The following is a 21,398-nucleotide window of genomic DNA, read 5'->3' as shown; positions in this document are numbered from 1 at the left end:
TAACACAGCCTTTAGAAAAGACCTACTGCATTTCCGTTTTCATCAACATCCATATTTAATGCAGCTGGTTTTTTAGGTAGTCCAGGCATGGTCATTACTTCTCCTGTCAACGCAACAATAAAGCCAGCCCCAATGGATGGTTTAAATTCTCTTACCGTGACGATAAAGTCTGTGGGTCTTCCAAGCTTTGCAGGGTCATCAGATAAGGAATATTGTGACTTTGCCATACAGATTGCCAAATTGGACCAACCGAACTTTTCAAAATCAATTAATTGCTTTTTCGCTTTTGGTGAGAATTCAACATCTTTTCCACCGTACACCTTTTGCACAATGGTTCTTACTTTTTGCTCAAGTGAATCAGACAATTCATATAACGGCTGGAATTTGTTCTCTTCTTTTTCGATGACCGATAATAGCTTATTAGCAAGCTCTATACCACCTGCTCCACCTTTTTCCCACACTTCTGTTAAAGCAACGGCCACGTTTTCTCGTTCACACCATTCTAATAATGTTTGTACCTCTAAATCTGTATCGGTGATAAATTTATTAATGGCAACAACAACTGGTAACCCAAAGCTTTTTATGGTTTCGATATGCTTTTGCAGGTTAGCAAAACCAAGCGTTAAGGAAGCAACATTTTCCTTGGCTAACTCAGTTTTTGCTACACCTCCATGCATTTTAAGCGCGCGAATGGTCGCAACAATAACTACAGCTTCTGGTTTAATTCCCGCACTTCTTGATTTTATATGTAGAAATTTCTCTGCACCTAGATCAGCTCCAAAGCCGCCTTCAGTAATGACGTAGTCGGCTAATTTGGTTGCTGCAGTTGTGGCAATTACACTATTGCATCCGTGGGCAATATTAGCAAAAGGTCCGCCGTGGATAAGTGCAGGAGTATGTTCAATTGTTTGAACTAAATTAGGCTTAATAGCCTCTTTTAACAACAAGGTTAATGCACCTTCAACTCCCAGGTCCCCAACTGTAACAGGTTCTTTATTATAATTATAAGCAACGACCATACGAGATAATCGTAACTTTAAATCTTTTAAATCGGTTGCTAAGCATAATACTGCCATAATTTCAGAGGCTACCGTAATATCAAAGCCGTCTTCACGTGGGACACCTTGAAGTGGGCCTCCTAGGCCAATGATGACCTTTCGTAAGGCACGGTCATTTAAATCAACGGCCCGTTTCCAAACAATTCGACGCTGGTCAATCTGTAATTCATTTCCCTGTTGGAGATGATTATCTATTAATGCTGCGAGGGCATTGTTTGCAGTCGTAATTGCATGTAAATCTCCAGTAAAATGCAGGTTAATATCCTCCATTGGAAGAACTTGAGAATATCCTCCACCCGTTGCTCCGCCTTTTATACCCATAGTCGGTCCTAAAGATGGTTCTCGCATCGCAATCATAGCTTTTTTTCCAATACGATTGAGGGCATCCCCTAATCCCACAGTGACTGTCGATTTTCCTTCACCGGCAGGAGTTGGATTAATTGAAGTGACAAGAATAATCTTCCCACTTTCTTTCGTTTTCAGTTTGGATAGAGCTTCATTGGAGATTTTTGCTTTATATTTTCCGTATAGTTCAAGATCATCTTCTACTAAACCAATTTTTTCAGCGATTTCAACAATCGGCTTCATCTTTGATTCTTGCGCAATTTCAATGTCTGACTTTACTTTCGTCATAACCAAATTAATCCCCCGCATTCAGCTATTAATATAAGACTACATTCTCATTGTATCAAATAAGCTGTTTCATTCCGATAAAAATTATGAACAAAATATTATCTTTTCTGAATTTATAATAATGTTTATAATGTAAATATCGAATTTTAAAAATATTCATTGACATGTATTACTTACGGTTGTATTAATGGATTAACTTATAAAAGTAAACGTGGAACTACAAAAATAAGGGGATGGTCACTTGCCTATTAACATTCCAAAGCTATTACCTGCTCGGGAAGTGCTGGAACAAGAAAATATTTTTATCATGGACAACGAACGTGCAACTACTCAGGACATCAGACCATTAAATATTCTTATTTTAAATCTGATGCCTGAAAAAGAAAAAGCAGAGACACAGTTATTACGATTACTCGGAAATACACCGTTACAGATTAACGTGAATTTCTTAAAAACAAATTCATATGAATCTACACATACTAGCAAACAGCATTTAGAACAGTTTTATACTACTTTTTCACAAATTAAAAATCAAAAATTCGATGGAATGATTATTACAGGCGCCCCAGTGGAGCTTTTAGAATTTGACCAAGTAAAGTATTGGCCAGAGTTAACGGAAATCATGGAGTGGACGAACACCAATGTTACTTCTACCTTACATATTTGCTGGGGTGCACAGGCTGCTCTGTACTATCAATATGATATTGGCAAATTCGAACTAGAACGAAAATGCTCTGGCATTTATGCACATCGAATATTTGAACAAAATGATATTTTACTACGTGGATTTGACGATATTTTTTATGCTCCCCATTCTCGCTACACAGATGTATCAATTGAAGCAATTAAAACTAATCCACAATTAAAATTATTAGCTGCTTCAGAGGACGCTGGAGCATTATTAATTGCGTCACGTGATCGAAAGCATGTCATGATTACTGGTCATTTAGAATATGAATCTGATTCTTTAGCACAAGAATATTCAAGGGATTTAAATAAAGGGCTAGAAATTCATATGCCTGAAAACTATTTTCCTAATAATGATCCTACTCAGCCACCAATCAACCGCTGGAGGTCACACGGTCACTTATTTTTTTCAAATTGGCTTAATTATTATGTTTATCAAGAAACACCTTTTACATGGGAATAGGAGCAATAAGCAAACAAGCACTGGAAATATCCAGTGCTTGTTTTTTGTATTTAACTTTCATTTTCGTTTATTATTCATTATTTTTAGAAACACTAGTGCGGAAAGGGGGAAATTCATATGGAAACAATCGTTGCCCTTCACCGCAATCATTTTGGAGAAATCATCAGCTTTGTGACATCAGAAGGACGGATTATTTCATACCGCAAAGCGTTGGTAGAGGCTGAAAATGGTTTAATTCAGGGTATACAAGCCATTGATGATGGGGAAGGAAGAGTTTCCTTACTGCCCGATCAGGATCAGTCCTTTGACCATTATCCAAATCTATTCTAAAAGAGAGGCTGTCATAGAAACAGCCTCTCTTCACTTTATTCTATTGTTCATTTTGTTTTTGGATTTCTTTTAATGCATCCACTCTGTTCTGGTCTTCTTCAAAAAATTGAACGAGATCACCAATTCGATCAATAGAGTCCCAGCTTAAATGATGTTCGATACCTTCAACATCAACATATATATTTTCTTCTTTTACTCCAATAATTTTTAGGAATTGTTCAAGCAATTCATGTCTAAAAACAAGCCGCTTTCCTATTTTATTCCCCTTTGAAGTCAATCGAAGCCCTCGATACTTCTCATACACTAAATATTCATCTTTATCTAACTTTTGTACCATTTTTGTTACTGAGGAGGGATGGACAGACAGCGCTTCGGCAATATCTGATACCCGAGCGTATCCTTTTTCTTCAATTAATATATAAATTTGTTCGATATAATCTTCCATACTTGGTGTTGGCATCCCGTACCCTCCATTGATAAGAATCATTAAAAGTTTACTATAGAAAAAATTAAGTGACAAGGTTCTTTATCACTTAATTCAAACATTCTTGTATTATTTTGGAACTGGTTCATTAAATAAAAACCTTATTTTTCTATCCTTCTCATCAAGAAAAAGTCGAGCGTTAAAGGTTTTCTCTTTGTTCATAAACCCTTCTATCACTTCGGTTTTCCCTTCGGAGAGCAGAAGTTTGATATTTTTTTGGGTAATAGTTTTACCAAGAATCTTTTTTGAAATGGTAAAGTCACACTTGTTTTTTTGATAATTTGAACATCCGTAAAAGCTTCCCTTATCAACAATAGTACCATCACATTTTTTACAAGGGCCCAGTTTAGTATACGATTGTCTTTTATTTTTTTGTTTACCAGGAGTAAATTGGTCACGAACATCCTCCGAAAATGACCACTTTTGTGCCTGTTCTAAACTAGATGAAATTAAATGTATTACCATTTTTCTTGTTTGTTCCATGAATTGCTTCGGTACGGCCGAACCCTCGGATATTTCTTTTAGTTTTTGCTCCCACTTAGCAGTCATTTCTGGTGAGGCCAATATTTCAGGTCCTATCGCCTCAATTAATATTTTGGCCTTAGCTGTTGCATACACCAAGTTCTTTTTTACATCAATATATAAACGATCCTTTAACATAGTGATAATGCCAGCTCTAGTTGCCTCTGTTCCTAACCCCTCTGTCTTTGATAGAATTTTCTCTAGTTCCTTATCATCAATATGCCTGCCAGCCGTTTTCATTAACGTAATTAGTTGACCTTCCGTATACCGTTTCGGTGGCTGAGTTTGACTCTCTTTTACTTCAACCTTTTCAGTTAACCCCTGTTCCCCTTTTTGGAGGGATGGTAGTGCGGGTTCATCCTCACGTTCTTTCGAATGTATTACCCTTTTCCATCCTTCTTCAATTTGTACTTTCCCTTTTGAAATAAAAGAGGCACGACCATCAACAAGTGTGATCACTGTTGTATATTCTGCAATTGATTTATTATAATGCGCTGCAATTAAACTAGTAACTACTAAATCATAGATTTTCCGCTCGTCTGGACTAAGCTTTTCAACATTGGGTATTTGTTCTGTAGGAATTATTGCATAGTGATCCGTAACCTTCTTTTCATTGACATATCGTTTATTATCAGCAATAGATTGGTTAGGCAAAGGAAAATAAGTAGCATAATCTTCCATTTGACTTAATTTATTAAGGATATCTGGGAAAGTATGGGCTTCTTCTTTAGTTACATATCGAGAGTCTGAGCGTGGATAGGAAACATTTCCTTTTTGGTAGAGCTTTTGCATGATATCAAGTGTTTTTTTAGGTGAGAACTTAAAGCGTTTATTCGCTTCCGCTTGAAGTGCTGACAGATTATAGAGAAGAGGCGGTAGAAATTCCTTTCTTTCAGACTGTACCTCGCTGACCTCAGCAGGTTTTTCTCTGCAAAAAGCAGCTATCTTTTCAGCTAACTCTTTCGTTTTCACATGGGTTTCCCCGTCATTTTGCCATTTTCCGCGATACTTTTTTCCATTGATCTTAAAATAAGCTAAAACTTCCCAAAATGGTTCAGACTTGAAATTCTCTATTTCTAGTTCTCTTTTTACAATTAATGCCAATGTCGGAGTTTGCACTCTCCCAACTGAAAAAACATCAGAAAATCCCTGCTTCTGAAGTAGTAAGCTATATAAACGTGACGCATTCATTCCAACTACCCAATCAGCACAAGCCCTTGTATAGGCTTCAAAATATAAGTTTCGAGTATCTTGTTCCTCTAGTAGTTTTTTAAAGCCGTCTCTTATAGCATTTGCCGTTAACGAAGAAATCCAAAGTCTTTTCATCGGTTTTCTACATTTTGTTAACCTAAGTATATTTCTAATGATCAGTTCACCTTCACGGCCCGCATCTCCTGCATGAATAATTTCCGTTACCGCTGGATTTGCCACTAACTGTTTAATGACTTGGTATTGTCTTGCCTTATCTTTTGTTACTTCATATTCAAATTGGTCCGGTATAATCGGCAAATTATCTAAGGACCACTTTTTCCATCCCGACGAATATTTTTCTGGAGCAACTAATTGACAAATATGACCAATTGCCCAGGTAACATAAGCTCCTTGTTGAAAAATATCATTAGGGAAAATTTCAATAAATCCATTTTGCTTTCTATGCTTAAAAATTGACGCTAATGTTGCACCTTGATCCGGTTTTTCTGCAATAATTAATTTCATACTAATTGCTCCCTTTTTACAAAGCATCCCAAATTTATTATATCAAAATAAACTAAATAAAGGTTACCTGATTTAGGTAACCCTCAAAGAATATATAATTCTTACTTTAATTTTTTGACAGCGGATTCTTGTAAATACCAATTTTCCTCTGGAACAATATTTGAAACGGTTAAAATAAGTGACGGAATTCTTTCTACATCAAAGACAATAGCACCAATTTTCTTTGTAAACATAATAAAGGCATTACCATGTGGAAAGTTCGCTAAATCGTCACCAATATGAAGCAGCGACATCAAGATCACCTGTTTTTCTGCTGCATCAATGAATACTTGTGGTGAGAATCGTAAAATCCATTCCTCCCCCGCAATTGAAAATCGAAACATGGTATCCCCGCCTCTATAACAAATATTTTTAATCTAACATATGAGCGAGCAGGAATTTTATGTTACTCTATCGTTAAAATTCTAATTATGTAAAATCCCAATGAAAGTTGATAAAATAACCAAAAAAACGTTTGCATTTCTTGACTGTCCAATTCCCATATTGTATATTTAAATCATCATGTAACAACTATATGCGAATGTATTTTTGCTGTTTTTTACATGATAATATTTATCTTTGGCACCTGGGGTGTCTTTAAGGGCTTAGGAGGAAGAAGTACATGCAAAACGGTAAAGTTAAATGGTTTAACAATGAAAAAGGTTTCGGTTTTATCGAAGTTGAAGGCGGAGACGATGTATTCGTACACTTCAGCGCTATCACAGGTGAAGGCTTCAAATCATTAGAAGAAGGCCAAGAAGTTTCTTTCGAAATCGTTGAAGGAAACCGCGGACCACAAGCTGCTAACGTAGTAAAACTTTAATCTTTACTAACTATAACCAATCAAAGGCTGACGTTTATCGTCAGCCTTTTTAATATGATCAGAAAGTATAAAATTCGACTTCGAGAATTGTCCAGCTCCAGCGCCTAGCCCCTCGGGTCAAATAACCTTCTGCAATAAAAGTCAAAGAGCGACTTTTTTTGCAGAAGAACATTTGCCTGTCGGGGCTGATCAAGGCGCTTCCGCTTTTCTTATTGCAATCAATTATTACCTCAGTTTCTTACCATATTCCTGGAGTTTTTCTCCTACAGTACATTGTGTGATACAGAAACGATGGGCTGCTCTTCTTCCACCCTCTATTTTTACATGCTGATGCAAAAAGCAGCCATCACAAAATTGAACCATAATGTTTTCTAGGTGATTTAACAATTCCTTTCTGCCAGTGTCTCTCACTAAGCAACCGCGCTCCTCGACTATAATATTAGTGTTTTCGCAAATATTTCTTTTCCTTCTAAGGCTTGGGTGGCTAAGCGATCAGCTTCCTTATTATCTTTTCTTGAAATGACTGTATATTTGGGGTTGAGATCAAGCGTTTTCATCTTTTCCTCAATTCGGTCAAGCCAGCGATTTAGTGTTTCCTCATAGCAAGGCCAATCACCGTCCAGCTGTTTTAATACTCCCTGAGAGTCACCCTTAAACTCGCATGACAAATGCTGAACGCCTAGATCCTCTAATATATTTAGTGCATAATAAAAAGCGGCGTATTCAGCTTCATTGTTGTTCTCCAATTGCTCCAAGCGTTCATTCGCCCGAATGCGGTATTTCTTTTTTCCTTGTTTAAAAAAAATAACCGTACCTAGTCCTGCGAGATTAGATTCCTTCTGATATCCCCCATCAAAATAAACCGTAATATCATGTGGCTCTTCCTCTACTTCAGTCAACAGTTTCTTCATTTCTTTTAAAATCCAAGATGTCTCTTTTTCATCATAAAAATATAGTTCGGTAACTTTTCCTGTTGCTTCAAGTTCTTCACCTATTTGTATGGCTGTTTCACCAGATACCCACTCAGATGAAAATTGTACTTTTTCGTTACTTTTTAATTTATATTTCCATTCTAACCTATATTTCATTGTATTCAGCCTCTCATGAATGATTTCAATACACACTTTGGTGTAAAACGTGCTTCTATTTAAATATATATGTTTATCATACCCACTTAAGCAGAAGAAAATATTTTCCTGCATTACTGTGTTAAAATATGATAAACTTTATTAATTAACAAATGGAGGAAACAGCATGATTGAAGTCTATATTGATGGGGCAAGTGCTGGTAACCCTGGTCCAAGTGGAGCTGGGATTTTTATTAAAGGGAACGGTTTGGCTGAAGAATATTCTTTACCACTTGGGACGATGTCAAACCATGAAGCCGAATTCCATGCTTTTATACACGCATTAAAAATATGCCTTGAAAAAGGATTGATGTACTCAGTTGTGTCGTTTCGAACGGATTCGGAATTAATTAATAGGGCTATGGAAAAGGAATTTGTAAAAAACAAACAATTCTCGCCTTTACTTGACGAAGCTTTAGAATTATCAAGAAAAATGGAATTGTTCTTTATGAAATGGATTCCAAGCGCCGAAAATAAGGTAGCAGATAGACTAGCAAGGCTTGCTATACAAAAAAACTCAAGTGAAGGAGCATTATAATTCAACATGAAAAGACCATTAGTTGCAGATTTGAGTTTGCTTTTTGTTACATTAATCTGGGGAACCACTTTTGTTATTGTCCAAAATGCAATTGATTTTTTGGAGCCTTTTGCCTTTAACGGAATTCGATTTTCTATTGCAGCTATATTATTAATTTTTTGTCTTCTAGTTTTTCAAAGGAAACAATTACAGAAATTAAATCTCAAACTAGTTGCCTCAGGAATCTTTATTGGTTTTTGGCTTTTTCTAGGATATGTAACCCAAACGATTGGTCTTTTATATACAACTACATCGAAAGCCGGATTTATTACAGGCCTAAGTGTAGTCTTGGTCCCACTGTTTTCGATGGTACTACTTAAGCAATATCCAAGCAAAAATGCCATAATTGGAGTACTAACTGCCACACTCGGCCTGTTTTTACTAACCATGACAGATGTAACTTCCTTAAATATTGGTGATGGGTTTGTTTTTGTTTGCGCGATTAGTTTTGCCTTACACATTATTTTAACGGGAAAATTCAGTAGTAAGTATCCCACCCTTTTATTAACTGTCATCCAGATTTCTACAGTTGCTTTATTATCAATTGGGTCATCTTTCATATTCGAAAATGGAAAAAAATCCTTTCAATTAGATATACTTATGTCTCAAGACGTTTTATTTGCTTTAATCGTCACAAGTGTTTTTGCTACAGCTTTAGCATTTTTTATTCAAACAAATTTTCAAAAATTCACTTCAGCCACTAGAGTGGCATTAATTTTTGCGATGGAACCTGTTTTTGCCGCCATTGCAGGTTATGCTTGGGCAGATGAGCGATTGTCCTTAAGTGCCTTTTTTGGATGTATTCTTATTTTTATGGGGATGATATTTGCTGAACTTCCAACTAATAAGATTCCCCTACTTAGAAAAAATAAAAGCCTAGAAGGTTGAAAATAGATAAGAACTGTACGAAAAAGAGGTTGACTAAGTCAACCTCTTTCTTCTTTATATTGCTAATAATTCTTTTTCTTTGATGAACTTTATAGCGTCTTTCCTAGTGTCTATTTGGTTTGATATAAGCGTTTCTAATAATGAAACATAAAAACTGCCATCAAAGCATTTCTGTGCTTTTAATGTCAGTTCTATTGCTGTATTGATCATTTCATCGGTTGCATTCGTATAATGTTTTCCGAAAAAAATAAAACCAATAGCATCTTCTTGGAATTGAAAGCCTTTTCCTTCCAAGTAATGCAAATACTCTTCCACTGTTTGCACTGACTTAACCAATCCTCTCCCCCAAATCTTTAAACATCCCTTTAAAATCTTACCTTAAAAATGGAGGATTTTCTATTCTTTTTTGTACAGAGATGACCAATGACCCCTACCAATACACCCATTATAGCTCCACCAATGACTTCTTCTGGTTGATGACCTAGCATCTCTTTAAGTCTTTTTGGTGATTCCTGTTTAAACTCCACACTTTCGTCTTTTTGGATTTTTTCAATTAAATCATTCATTGAGTTTACTTTTAAAGTTAACTCCCCTGTTTGCCTGCGAACACCCTGCGCATCATACATAACAATTAATCCATAGACGAGTGAAAGGGCAAAGTCAAACGTTGGCAGTCCTCTTTGTAAGGCAATATAAGTGGTAAGTGTTGATACGCCTGCCGAATGTGAACTTGGCATTCCACCTGTGCCAAAAAACAGCTCGGGCCGCCATTCTTTCTTTTTAACATAATGTATGGGGATCTTCATGCCTTGAGCTAACCCTATGCTAAAAAGGGCTAGATAAACTCCTTTATTCATGCAATCACCTCTACCATTATTGTTAGAAATCCAAATTTTTTTATTCCCTGTGGAAATACTAACTAAATGGGAGGTGAACGTTCATGAGTAAAAAACATAATGCTAATCGTGGGGTTAAAGCACCCGGTGTGAATCCACAAGGATATGGACAAGATGCTGAGTTCGCTGAAGAGCCAAAAAGCAAGCTTGAAAATGCCGCAAAGAAAAAAAACACTAAATAATATATTATAAAAAAACTGGCTGCCTTTACGGAGACAGCCAGTTCCCTACAAAAATTAAGAAATTATCGCTTCATTTAGCGGCAGCAGGCGCTGCAATCCACGAAGCTCTACTTCCATTAATTTATTTAAAGCTTTATCTTTTTCAATTCGAAGACCTGCTTCCTCCAAAACATAAGACACAGGGACATCACATTTTATTTCTGCAAGTCTTCTGGATAGGTGTAGCATTTCTAAATCCTGTTCAATCTTAGTTTTATTAGACTTTGATAAGCGATCCAAGTTGGAAATAATCCCCTCAATATGGTGAAATTCTTGTAATAGCTTAAGCGCTGTTTTTTCACCAATCCCCTTAACTCCGGGGTAATTATCACTTGGGTCGCCCATAAGCGCTTTTAAATCAACCATTTGTCTAGGTGTTATTCCTTTTTCCTCAAAAAAGGTTTGAGGAGTGTGCACAAGGTAATTCCCATAGCCTTTTTTCATCAGAATGACAGATATACTCTCGTCAAGTAACTGAAGAATATCTTGGTCACCCGTTAAGATTGAAACATGAGCAAAATCCTTTGCTTGTTGAGCAATTGTCCCAATACAATCATCTGCTTCATAGCCCGCTAATCCGATATTTGGAATATCGAATGAAGCAACTACATCTTTCACTAAATCAAATTGTGGAATAAGCTCGATAGGAGCTTCTCCACGATTCCCTTTGTAATCAGGGAATAACTCCGTCCTAAACGTCTTACTCCCCATATCCCAGCAAACGGCAAGGTGAGTTGGTTTGAAAGAAGAAACAGCAGTAAATAAGTGTTTTACAAAGCCGTGAATTCCATTGGTTGGAATCCCTTTTGAATTAATCATAAATTGTCCTGTTACTGCAGTTGCATAAAAGGCTCGGAATAATAATGCCATCCCATCAACAAGCATTAATGAAGGCTTTTGATTATTCAATTTCTAAGTCCCCCTATATTTAAGCGGCAACATCTAAAGATTCAATTTGCCTGCTTTTGAATGGTATTCTAATCACACGCTTTCCATTATATCATAGGTTTGACTTGTCATTTATTCGATTTTATTTCCAGCATAAGAAATCCAGTCACTAAAGCTCCCCACATAAAGCTTTACTTTCTCATATCCAGCTTCTTTTAAAGCAAGGAAATTAGGGGCAGCTGTTACTCCGGAACCGCAGTAAACAATAATTTGACTTTTAACATCGATATTTGAAAATCTTTGTCTTTGTTCCTCAACTGACTTATATTGGTAAGAATGTAAGCCATCCATCCAAGGCTTATTTAGTGCTCCGGGGATATGTCCTGCTTTTTTATCGATTGGTTCTTCCAAACCAAGGTAGCGCTTTTCTTCTCTGGAATCGATCAAAATCCAGTCTTTTAACCGATTTTGGACAACTTCCTCGACTTCATTCGTTGTAGCTAAAATATCAGGATTTAGTTCAACATGAAATTTTACTGTTTCAAACACAGGAATGTCTGCTGTCACTGGGTAACAGGCTTCCAGCCATTGTTTATATCCTCCATTAAGGACAAAGACATTTTTATGACCTAGGTATTTTAGGAGCCACCAAAATCTGGCTGCATAAGCTCCTTCCCCATGATCATAAGCAATAACTGATTTGCATTCATTTATTCCTGCGTTTTCAAGTTTCCTGATCAATTCCTCCATATCTGGCAATGGGTGCCTTCCACCATGTTCCATAACAGGAGCTGACAGATCGTTCTCCAGATCAAAGTAAACCGCACCTGGAATATGGCTTTCGAGATATTCTTTTTTTCCTTTATGCGGATCCGCTAAGGAAAATCGGCAATCGACAATTACGAAATTACTATCATTCATGTTAGTAAACAGCCAATCCCTGTCTTTCACAAAATTCATCCAAGTTCACCCCTTCTCAAAACCAATCTATTTTGGTAACTTTTGCTGAATCTCCATTAACCTTTGGATTGAAACGCCTCCATCCAATGCAGAGAGAAGACTTAAGTAAAAATCATCCGCTTGTTCCTGTAATTTGGTTACTAAACAATTTGTTTCCTTCAGTAATTCAATTTCATAGTGACTTTTCAAATGATCTCCTGACTGCTTTAAGTAATCGTCAGCTGAGACACTTAGAATTCGATTCAGTTCTTCCACCATGTATTGCTTCTCGTTCTTTTCAAAAAAGGATTTTGGATTTTTAAAATGAGCCAATGCTTTAGTAAATTGCTGGTGATCCATCTCTTTAAATGCTAAGGAAAAATCAATTTTTTCATACTTGGATTTCTCAAAGGCCGAAAAGGATAGATCCCCATTCACTTCTTGAAGGTTTCGAATTAGTTGTCCATGATAATCTGTAAGAATCTTTTCAATAAACCGGTCCAATCTTACAGTAGTTGCCCTCATTTCTTGTGCAAGGTCAAAACCAATACTTTCTAGGAATTCATCAAGTGCCGCTTGCAGTGCTTTTTTCAAATTGCGTCCGTCGTCCCTAAGTGTTGACGGATTAAAAGCCTCTTTAAAGAAGTCTCCAAACCTTAAAAATACCCTTTGCTTAATATAGTAAATTAATTCTTCCGCTTCCTGTATTAAACGATTTTGTAGGCTTTCCCCGGATTGTTTTTCTAATAACCCCTTAATTTTAGCCTTTTCTTTTTCAAACTCTGTTCGCTTTTGCTCCTTAACCGTTATGTCTTCTTGTGAACTTTGTATTAACTTATTTACCAATTCAACGACACGATCCAGCTCCTTATCAGCAGAGGAAATAGCCATTTCCGTTAAGTCATTGGAAATAAACTGATAAAACGCCTGTTCAAAATAGTTCATCCCTGATTGCGTGCTTTGAGTTTTATTTTGTTTTTCGTTTAATGCAAGCAAGCTTGATAAGGAATACAAATGTGGATTTCGAATTCCATATTTAATTAATTGGTCCGTCACATATTCAGCCACCAGTTCTTTCTCTTCATTGTTTTCAGCAAGATCAATCGCATTAATGATAAAGAACATTTTATCCATCTGGAAGGATTCTTTTACACGTCCCAGCTGGATTAAAAATTCACGGTCTGCTTTTGAAAAAGCATGATTATAATAGGTGACAAATAAGATAGCATCTGAATTCTTAATATAATCAAAAGCAACCCCTGTGTGGCGAGCATTTATACTGTCTGCTCCAGGTGTATCAACAAGCGTAATCCCTTTTCTTGTTAGCTCACAATCATAATAAAGTTCAATCCACTCTACATAACAGGATTTTTCCTCTTTTGCCACAAATTCATTAAAATCACTTATATCCGTTTCTTTGGTGGTTCCTAGCAGAGGTACTAAAGAGGCAAAGCCTTTTTTGAATGCCTGTAAAAAGGCAAAATGTGTTTTTTCAAGTACACCTTCTTGGCTTTTATCTAGTAAAATCTGGTCAATCATTTTCACTGCATAGTTAAAATCTATAGCATGCAAATCAAAAACCTTTAAGGAGCGATTTACATCTTCGAGCATGGAGCCCTGATCTTTAAATTTCACAAGGACCGTTCCATGCTGCCTTTCAGCTGTAACAGGTTTAATTTTATTGATAGCAGCAGTCGTTGGATTTGGCGATACCGGTAAAACCTTCTCCCCCATTAAAGCATTCGCAAATGAGGACTTCCCAGCACTAAATGCCCCGAATAACGCAACAGTAAACCCTTTATTCTCCAACCTATTTGCCTTTTCTTCCAATTCCTTTGAAATTTTTTGAAAACCGGCTAAATCTTTTATCAGGTTCGATGAAAGATGAAGTCGTTCAACTGTTTGCTTTAAATGATTATCTGACTGCTCTAACATCTCCCCTGCATCCTTGGAAACAATCTTTGTATTCACTATGTTTTTAGATATAATTTCTTGGTTAGTAATAACTTGGGAGTCCTCTTGAATTTTAATCACATCATATTCTTCATCATGCTGACTAAATAGTTGGTTACGATCCTCCTGAAGAATCTCATGTTTTGTAAACAAGTCATCAATCTTTTTATCTTTTATAAAAATAGACTGTTCTGCCTTTTTCAATTCTGTTAAGGCATTAACATACCTTTCAATTTTGGTAAATTCCTCTTCATATTGTTGTTGTAATTTCGATGTTTGAATAGTTAGACATTCTACGAACTTACTTTTGAATTCAGAAAGTTGATTTCTTGCGGATCTTTTTATCTCATTGGCCACATCCTCAGTATAACGAAGTACATATTCCCCCGATACACGTGCTCCAGACTTAACAGCATCCTCTAATAACTGCATAGGAATAGGGATGGAGAAAGCTTGAGCTAACCCTTGCAACTCAATATCTTCAATTTCAGCCTCCTTTATACTGCGGAGTAAAAATTCTCGAATATGCCACTCAAGCTGTGACTTTACTTTATCTAGTAAATCTTGATAGAAACTCTCTAATCTCTTACTTTTCTCTTCGTTTGTCTTTTGTTTGGAGAACAAGAACCCAACTTTAAATTCCGGCTGACAGGATTCTAAATAACTCTCCGCTAAAGCTCTTGTCTGAAATGGCATAATGATTGCATTTTTCAGGATTTGTGAAATTTCATTTTCAAAGTTTTTTTCCTTTATCCCCGTACCTTCACTTATCTTTTTGAGATCTTGAGAGACTCGTTGATGGGATGCTTCTAATTCTTGTCTTTCCTTCTCCGATAGTTCATTTAGTATTTTTAGGATAGGAATGAGCTCTTCATCAGCTAACTTATGTGATTGGTCGATATGATCCTGGGTAATTTTTCTTAACGAATGAAAAACTGACGGGATTAATAAATGTTCTTTCTCACTCAACTTAGATTGAATGAACTGCTGAAGTTCAGAGAAATCATTTAAAGGATGATTTTCAGCCTTTAATGACGTGTAAAAAATCCTTGCTGGTCTTACACCCCAAGATGCGAAAGAGTCAACTACACTTTTTTGGAAATCGGTAAAACTTAATTCGTCATTTTTGTGTTTATCGATTTGATTAATGACTAAATAAACCTCTTTCCCTGCTTCCGTTAATTCCTTTGTAAACAAGAAATTTAATTCTGCTTGGACATGGTTATAATCCATGACATAAAAAATAAGATCCGCAAGATGCAATGCTGACTCTGTTGCAATCCGGTGAGCATCATCTGCAGAGTCAATACCTGGTGTATCCATAATCACCGTATTTTCAGGTAAACGAGAATCCTTGTGGCTGATTTCAATGGATTCAATTTTGTCCCCATCCTTACAATAATTTTTGACTAACCCATAATCATAGGGTGCTAGATATAACCTTGGTTTTTCATTTTTAAAATAAACTTTGGCGTATTCCTCTCCTGCCTTTACTCTTACAAGGTTTGCACTAGTTGGGATTGGACTTGAGGGTAATAAATTCTCACCAACCACTCGATTGATCATTGTCGATTTCCCAGCTGAAAAATGCCCGCAAAAAGCAATGAGAAACTCCCTATTCATTAATTTGTTTGCAAGTTGTTTCACTTTTTCAGCCTGTACTTCATCTTTTTCGTCGGCTAATAAATTATATAAAGAAGCAATCTTATTTTTAAGTGTTTCAAAAGTTTCAATTTGACTGGCAGTTTTAACCATTACATATTCCCCTTAGCAACTTAGTAATGTTTTTATTTTATACGATAATTCAAACATTTCCTATCTTGACACACTTTTTCTAGAACAATTTTGTTTTTTTCTTGTTGGCTTTGTTAAACTTGTCTGTTGATTTCCGCTCCAGGTGCTTCGCTTTCCGTGGGCGTTTCGGCGAGCCTCCTCGGCGCTTGCGCCTGCGGGGTCTCGCCTGAACCGTACTCCCACAGGAGTCTTCGCGCCTTCCACTCCAATCAACAGGGTATAAATATCAACAATGTTCTTTAACACAGCCTTCTTATTGAACGCAAAGAAAAAAGCCAAGGATTTCTCCTTGGCTTTTGAAAGTATTTCATTTAATGAGTTGCATTTCGTAAGACGTGCTTCATGACAAATGCATAAATAACTACGGTTCCTCCAACAAAAGCAAAAGCCATATGTAACACCTTCCCTTTTTGAACTCTGATTGAGAATGATTTTCATCGTTGAGATTAGTTTAACATAGCTGATAATCGTTTTCAATAACGTTTTATCAACTGTCACAATTATTTAACAATCTTAGGGAGAAAACGATTACAATCTTGAAAGGCATCAACATATTCAGTTAAATCCTGAAGAGCCTTCTCCTCCTCTGGAATTCGACGAGACAAAATCATCGCATTAAACATGGTAAACAAGATAGCCGTGATATAAGAAGAGAATAATAATGGAACAACCAGTAGCTCGATAGCTACGACAAAATAATTTGGATGTTTTATAAAACGATAGGGCCCCTTCCTTATAACCTTCGCATCGGCTAAGACAAGAATTTTTGTGTTCCAATACTTTCCAAGCGAAGTGATTGCCCATAATCTGACTAACTGAGCAACTATAAAAACGGTCAGCAATAAAGGCCATATTGGGGATAATCCGCGATTCAGCCCAACCTTCTCGCCGAAAAAAACAATAAAAAACAGAATATGCATGACAACCATATATCTATAATGCTTTACTCCAAACTCGATGGCACCATTTTTCTTCATCCATCTTTCATTACTTTTAGCAATAAGAAGCTCTGTTACTCTTTGAGAAATGATGACTTCAAATAAAACAAGGAATGGAAGAAGATTATTCATTTACACCCACCTCATTAGTAGCAGTTCAGAACTAAACCCTGGACCTAGAGCTGTTCCAAGCCCGATAGTATTCTTCGGAATATCCTTCTCCATGATTCGTTTCAGTACATAAAGGATTGTAACCGACGACATATTGCCAAATTGTTTTAGCACCTCTAAGGATATATCTGTCATGGAAGTAGGGATATCTAATGATTTAACATAGGCATCTAGCACTTTTTTACCGCCAGGGTGGGCAATAAAATAGTCTACCTGACTTAGGCTCATGTGATATTGATCTAGAAATTCCTTCACATTTGGCTTTAACCATTCTTCAATAATTCGAGGTATATCTCTCGAGAATACAACGTACAAGCCTGAATTTTTAATCTCCCAACCCATTACATCCAACGAGTTTGGCATGAGTGTAGATTTTGTCCCGATAATCGATGGGTATGCTGCTTTTTTTCTATAACTCTTTGTATTCGAAGAGTCGCCACAAACCAATGCACAGGCAATCCCATCTGCAAATAGTGAGACCCCTATTAAATTACTCTTTGACAGATCATTACGTTGAAAGGTTAGACTGCATAGTTCAATTGAAAGAACAAGCACCTTTGCTTCAGGAAATGCCAAGCAATACTCAAATGCTCTTGATAATCCCGCAGCCCCACCGGCGCATCCAAGCCCCCAAATTGGTATCCGTTTCGTGTGTGGACTAAAAGGGAGTTGATTCATGATTCTCGCATCAATACTTGGAGTTGCCACACCTGTAGTTGAAATAAAAAAAATCGCATCAATTTCTTCATAAGGCAGGGGATTTTCAAGAAAAATAGTATTATTTAAGCATTTGGTAATCGCCTCACTACCAAGTGTTACAGCAGCCTCTATGTAAGCATTATTTTTCTCCTCAAACGTATGGTTATCTTTAAACCAATCTAACCCTTTCACAAAATGCCTTTTTTCAATTTGTCCATTTTGAAAGGCTTTTAAGAGTCTTTCAATATCCTTAAATGAGTCTGCAAAAAGATCACGTGCAAACTCTACTGCTTGATTTTGATTAATTTCATATGGGGGTATTACTTCTGAAACAGAAAGAATAGCGGGCATCATACATTCTCCTTCATCCTATGTACGGGTATTTTTTCCAGTAATCAGGAGAATTATTCGAATGATTATTTCACTACATGGGCAAAAAAAAAGCCTCCCTACGACAGGGAAGCAAACGTTTTGAAGGTTGTTGTTGTTGTGCTCTTAAATTATATCGCGATTTTAAATTTCCTTCATTACATAATCTTTACCAATTTTCGTGGCTTATTGTTTTTCTGGTTGAGCTTGAACCTCAATCTTTATTTTTTTATTTGCCATTAATCCGCAAACTTTACACTCTTGTTCTGCGTTATATAATAATCGACATTGTTCACAATAATATTTTTCCATAGAAGACCCTCGCTTCCTTATTAAACTAGGCTCTGTTAACTTGTCTGTTGATTTCCGCTCCAGGCTCGAGCGGTTCGTGGGCGTTTCGGCGAGCCTCCTCGGAGAAACGCGCCTGCGGGGTCTCCCCTGAACCGTACTCCCACAGGAGTCTTCGAGCCTTCCGCTCCAATCAACAGGTTTTAAAAAGCAACAATGTTCTTTAACACAGCCTTAAACTAAGTCATTATGATTTATCTTATTTTTTCTATTTCAGGAATGTGACTTGGTTTCTAAAACATGGATTTTTGCTTGTGAAACTTTAATCAATTACTTTTATCACAGGTAAAGTGTGATGGTTCACATTTATGTCACATTTACCCCAAGGTTAATGTGACATAAATCACTGTTATATCAGGTTTTTAACATTAACATTGTAGTTACCTAAGGAATGAACAATTTGTGAACTTCCAAATTTTATAGTTTAATTTCACAATTGTTTTGTATTATGAAAGAGAACTTATTATTTAATCTTTACTTTTCTTGAAGGGAGTGCAAGGGGATGGCAAAAACAGAATTAAAAACAAAACAAAAAACCGAGATCGAAGACAGCTCTTCTCTCAAAGGAACATTAGCGTCCGTTTTCTTTTTGGGATTTTTCATTGTTGTCACTTGGGTAGGCGTCTATTACCTATTTGTAGAACGTTTTTAATGATTGAAGGGGGAAAAAGATAATGCATATGCATAAATTTGAAAAAATATGGCTCGCATTTGGAATAGGTGCCCTTGTAGTATTTTTGGTCACCATTGGCGTTAGTGCTTTTTATCTAGGTAACAAACCACCTAGTTGTTTAACTACTATTAATCCTGAGAAGGTCAATCAAACAAAACCATTTACAGAGCCAGGCCTTCACAAAGTTGAAGGGAAAGAATGGGACTATGAATTAGTGTATGTGGCTTCAGCCTTCTCATTTAATCCTGTGCAAGTAAAAGTACCACTAGGTGCGAAAGTAAGGGTCATTGCAACAACAACAGATGTTGTTCATGGATTCGAAGTAGCTGGAACTAATATTAATATGATGCTTGAACCTGGTTATGTCAGTGAATATACGACAACCTTTGACAAGGCTGGCGAATATCTAATTGTATGTAATGAATATTGTGGTGCTGGACACCATCTAATGAGTTCAAAGATTGAGGTGGTAAAATAATGGTTAACAATACAGCTGTAAAAGTAAAAGTTGACCCACGTGATGCAAAGCTTTCGATGGCACACTTTTTTGTCGCCTTCTCCGCTCTTGCTCTTGGTGGTTTAATGGGACTTCTCCAAACCCTCGTTCGTTCTGGTAAATGGGAACTTCCTTGGGGAATCGATTATTATCAAGTTTTAACTGTCCACGGAGTATTAATGGGACTTGTTTTAACCACTTTCTTTATTATGGGATTTCAATATGCTGCGGTAAGCAGAACAACTGGCGGACATTCCCCAGCAGCAAGACGTACCGGCTGGATTGGCTTTTGGGTCATGTTAATCGGTACATTAATGGCTGCAACAATGGTTTTGCTTAAAGAAGCATCTGTTCTTTATACGTTCTATGCTCCACTAAAAGCACACTGGATTTTTTATTTGGGCTTAACCTTTGTAGTTGTCGGAAGCTGGATTGATGGTTCTGCTCAGATTCTGACCTATGCAAAATGGCGTAAGAATAATCCAGGACAGCCAAGTCCGTTATTAAGCTTTATGGCTGTAGTGAATACTGTTCTTTGGATCGTTGCTACATTAGGTGTTGCTGCAACCGTTTTATTCCAATTACTGCCTTGGTCACTTGGCTTAGTGGATACTGTTGATGTTTTAGTCAGCCGTACATTGTTCTGGTATTTTGGTCACCCATTAGTTTATTTCTGGTTATTACCCGCTTATATGTGTTGGTATGCCATCATCCCAAAAATTATCGGTGGGAAAATTTTCTCCGATTCCTTAGCTCGTTTATCTTTTATTTTGTTCTTGCTTTTCTCTATACCGGTAGGATTTCACCACCAATTAACCGAACCTGGAATTGATCCAGCATGGAAATTCTTACAAGTAATTTTAACATTCATGGTTATTATCCCATCATTAATGACTGCTTTCTCTTTATTTGCAACCTTTGAGAGATATGGCCGTTCAAAAGGCGCAACTGGTCTTTTTGGCTGGTTCAGAGTTCTACCATGGGGTGATGCTCGTTTTATCGTTCCATTTATCGGTATGGCTGTTTTTATCCCAGCTGGTGCCGGTGGTATTATTAACGCTTCAAACCAGATGGACCAAGTAGTTCATAATACTATATGGGTAACAGGCCATTTCCACTTAACGGTAGCAACATCTGTTGCGTTAACATTTTTTGGAATTTCCTACTGGTTAGTACCGCATTTAACAGGACGTAAATTAACAAAAGCAATGAATAAACTAGGTATTATTCAAGGCTGGGTATGGACAATTGGAATGGCCTTCATGTCAACTTCCATGCATGCACAAGGTTTGCTTGGTGGCCCACGACGTTCTTCCTTCTCAACCTATGGCGGTGCGAAGCAAGCGGCAGAGTGGATCCCTTACCAAATTGCTCAAGCAGTTGGTGGCTCCATCCTTTTCTTAGGTATTATCTTAGTGCTAATTATCTTTATCAATCTAGCATTCTTTGCTCCAAAGGGAGAAGAAGAATTCCCAGTTGGTGAAGCAGAGCGTCCGGAAGAAAAAGCACCAATGGTATTTGAAAACTGGAAATTATGGCTTGGTATTACAGCTGCTTTAATTCTTTTTGCTTACACCATACCGTTTATTGATATCATTCAAAATGCACCACCAGGATCGAAAGGTTTCCAAACTTGGAGTAAATGGTAGTTTGAAATATATGAGAA

23 protein-coding genes are annotated in these 21,398 nt (G+C 36.9%); 9 read left to right on the top strand and 14 right to left on the bottom strand.

The window, feature by feature from the left end:
• Window positions 1–11: 11 nt before the first annotated feature.
• Window positions 12–1,691 (bottom strand): formate--tetrahydrofolate ligase, encoded by a 1,680-nt coding sequence (locus tag RCG25_RS09630; protein WP_308083450.1) that lies wholly within the window; start codon window positions 1,689–1,691, stop codon window positions 12–14.
• Between the two features lie 241 nt (window positions 1,692–1,932).
• Between RCG25_RS09630 and metA the strand changes: the two genes are divergently transcribed.
• Window positions 1,933–2,841 carry a homoserine O-acetyltransferase MetA gene (gene metA, locus RCG25_RS09625; protein WP_308083449.1) on the top strand — a complete coding sequence of 303 codons (909 nt, stop codon included), beginning with the start codon at window positions 1,933–1,935 and terminating at the stop codon, window positions 2,839–2,841.
• Between the two features lie 117 nt (window positions 2,842–2,958).
• A complete protein-coding gene (locus RCG25_RS09620; RefSeq protein WP_308083448.1) occupies window positions 2,959–3,171 on the top strand; it encodes a DUF3892 domain-containing protein in 213 nt (70 codons plus the stop codon).
• A 40-nt stretch (window positions 3,172–3,211) separates the two neighbouring features.
• Here the strand turns inward: RCG25_RS09620 and mntR are convergent, their stop codons facing one another.
• The 3 genes from mntR to RCG25_RS09605 all read right to left on the bottom strand — a co-directional run bounded on the left by mntR (window position 3,212) and on the right by RCG25_RS09605 (window position 6,276).
• Window positions 3,212–3,631 (bottom strand): transcriptional regulator MntR, encoded by a 420-nt coding sequence (gene mntR, locus RCG25_RS09615; protein ID WP_308083447.1) that lies wholly within the window; start codon window positions 3,629–3,631, stop codon window positions 3,212–3,214.
• Between the two features lie 93 nt (window positions 3,632–3,724).
• Window positions 3,725–5,893: a DNA topoisomerase III gene (locus RCG25_RS09610; RefSeq protein WP_308083446.1), complete on the bottom strand. Its 2,169-nt coding sequence runs from the start codon at window positions 5,891–5,893 to the stop codon at window positions 3,725–3,727.
• A 101-nt stretch (window positions 5,894–5,994) separates the two neighbouring features.
• Window positions 5,995–6,276, bottom strand: a complete 282-nt coding sequence (locus tag RCG25_RS09605; protein WP_308083445.1) for a hypothetical protein — start codon at window positions 6,274–6,276, stop codon at window positions 5,995–5,997.
• 278 nt (window positions 6,277–6,554) lie between these two features.
• Between RCG25_RS09605 and cspD the strand changes: the two genes are divergently transcribed.
• Window positions 6,555–6,755: a cold-shock protein CspD gene (gene cspD / locus RCG25_RS09600; RefSeq protein ID WP_026563856.1), complete on the top strand. Its 201-nt coding sequence runs from the start codon at window positions 6,555–6,557 to the stop codon at window positions 6,753–6,755.
• Window positions 6,756–6,980: 225 nt separating this feature from the next.
• Here the strand turns inward: cspD and RCG25_RS09595 are convergent, their stop codons facing one another.
• Together RCG25_RS09595 and RCG25_RS09590 are read right to left on the bottom strand one after the other, a co-directional pair.
• The gene (locus tag RCG25_RS09595; RefSeq protein ID WP_308083444.1) at window positions 6,981–7,166 is read right to left on the bottom strand and encodes a zinc-finger domain-containing protein; all 186 of its coding nucleotides are present in this window, start codon (window positions 7,164–7,166) and stop codon (window positions 6,981–6,983) included.
• Window positions 7,167–7,186: 20 nt separating this feature from the next.
• Window positions 7,187–7,843 (bottom strand): reverse transcriptase-like protein, encoded by a 657-nt coding sequence (locus RCG25_RS09590; protein ID WP_308083443.1) that lies wholly within the window; start codon window positions 7,841–7,843, stop codon window positions 7,187–7,189.
• A 166-nt stretch (window positions 7,844–8,009) separates the two neighbouring features.
• Here RCG25_RS09590 and RCG25_RS09585 point away from each other — a divergent pair, with 166 nt between their 5' ends.
• Window positions 8,010–8,420: a reverse transcriptase-like protein gene (locus RCG25_RS09585; RefSeq protein ID WP_308083442.1), complete on the top strand. Its 411-nt coding sequence runs from the start codon at window positions 8,010–8,012 to the stop codon at window positions 8,418–8,420.
• A gap of 6 nt (window positions 8,421–8,426) precedes the next feature.
• Window positions 8,427–9,347 (top strand): DMT family transporter, encoded by a 921-nt coding sequence (locus RCG25_RS09580; protein WP_308083441.1) that lies wholly within the window; start codon window positions 8,427–8,429, stop codon window positions 9,345–9,347.
• A 54-nt stretch (window positions 9,348–9,401) separates the two neighbouring features.
• Here RCG25_RS09580 and RCG25_RS09575 read toward each other — a convergent pair whose 3' ends face one another.
• Window positions 9,402–9,671, bottom strand: coding sequence for a DUF6123 family protein (locus tag RCG25_RS09575; protein ID WP_308084144.1), 270 nt, complete (start codon window positions 9,669–9,671; stop codon window positions 9,402–9,404).
• Window positions 9,672–9,712: 41 nt separating this feature from the next.
• On the bottom strand, window positions 9,713–10,204 hold the full coding sequence (locus RCG25_RS09570; RefSeq protein WP_308083440.1) for a divergent PAP2 family protein: 492 nt from the start codon (window positions 10,202–10,204) through the stop codon (window positions 9,713–9,715).
• Between the two features lie 83 nt (window positions 10,205–10,287).
• On the opposite strand from RCG25_RS09570, the gene sspL reads away from it, so the two are divergent.
• Window positions 10,288–10,425 (top strand): small, acid-soluble spore protein L, encoded by a 138-nt coding sequence (gene sspL / locus RCG25_RS09565; RefSeq protein ID WP_307287041.1) that lies wholly within the window; start codon window positions 10,288–10,290, stop codon window positions 10,423–10,425.
• A gap of 54 nt (window positions 10,426–10,479) precedes the next feature.
• Here sspL and RCG25_RS09560 read toward each other — a convergent pair whose 3' ends face one another.
• From RCG25_RS09560 to RCG25_RS09535, 6 genes are all read right to left on the bottom strand, one after another.
• Window positions 10,480–11,373 (bottom strand): 5'-3' exonuclease, encoded by an 894-nt coding sequence (locus RCG25_RS09560; RefSeq protein WP_308083439.1) that lies wholly within the window; start codon window positions 11,371–11,373, stop codon window positions 10,480–10,482.
• Window positions 11,374–11,484: 111 nt separating this feature from the next.
• Entirely contained in the window at window positions 11,485–12,312 is an 828-nt protein-coding gene (locus RCG25_RS09555) for a sulfurtransferase (RefSeq protein ID WP_308083438.1), read from the bottom strand.
• 27 nt (window positions 12,313–12,339) lie between these two features.
• Window positions 12,340–15,999 carry a dynamin family protein gene (locus RCG25_RS09550; protein WP_308083437.1) on the bottom strand — a complete coding sequence of 1,220 codons (3,660 nt, stop codon included), beginning with the start codon at window positions 15,997–15,999 and terminating at the stop codon, window positions 12,340–12,342.
• A gap of 539 nt (window positions 16,000–16,538) precedes the next feature.
• Entirely contained in the window at window positions 16,539–17,108 is a 570-nt protein-coding gene (locus tag RCG25_RS09545) for an isoprenylcysteine carboxyl methyltransferase family protein (protein ID WP_308083436.1), read from the bottom strand.
• Entirely contained in the window at window positions 17,109–18,197 is a 1,089-nt protein-coding gene (locus tag RCG25_RS09540; protein ID WP_308084143.1) for a type III polyketide synthase, read from the bottom strand. It lies immediately after the preceding gene.
• 204 nt (window positions 18,198–18,401) lie between these two features.
• Window positions 18,402–18,527 (bottom strand): hypothetical protein, encoded by a 126-nt coding sequence (locus tag RCG25_RS09535; RefSeq protein WP_308083435.1) that lies wholly within the window; start codon window positions 18,525–18,527, stop codon window positions 18,402–18,404.
• Window positions 18,528–19,065: 538 nt separating this feature from the next.
• Between RCG25_RS09535 and RCG25_RS09530 the strand changes: the two genes are divergently transcribed.
• The 3 genes from RCG25_RS09530 to RCG25_RS09520 are packed head-to-tail and all read left to right on the top strand — an operon-like array spanning window position 19,066 to window position 21,381.
• The gene (locus tag RCG25_RS09530; protein WP_308083434.1) at window positions 19,066–19,215 is read left to right on the top strand and encodes a cytochrome c oxidase subunit 2A; all 150 of its coding nucleotides are present in this window, start codon (window positions 19,066–19,068) and stop codon (window positions 19,213–19,215) included.
• A gap of 22 nt (window positions 19,216–19,237) precedes the next feature.
• A complete protein-coding gene (locus tag RCG25_RS09525; RefSeq protein ID WP_308083433.1) occupies window positions 19,238–19,714 on the top strand; it encodes a cytochrome c oxidase subunit II in 477 nt (158 codons plus the stop codon).
• Window positions 19,714–21,381, top strand: coding sequence for a b(o/a)3-type cytochrome-c oxidase subunit 1 (locus tag RCG25_RS09520; RefSeq protein WP_308083432.1), 1,668 nt, complete (start codon window positions 19,714–19,716; stop codon window positions 21,379–21,381). The genes RCG25_RS09525 and RCG25_RS09520 overlap by 1 nt, the downstream gene beginning before the upstream one ends.
• The last annotated feature ends 17 nt before the right edge of the window (window positions 21,382–21,398 follow it).

The sequence above is a fragment of the Neobacillus sp. PS2-9 genome (genome assembly GCF_030915525.1).
Classification (GTDB): Bacteria; Bacillota; Bacilli; order Bacillales; family Cytobacillaceae; genus Neobacillus.
The sequence above is the reverse complement of the archived record's forward strand: the minus strand, read 5'-3'. Positions and strand labels throughout refer to the sequence as shown.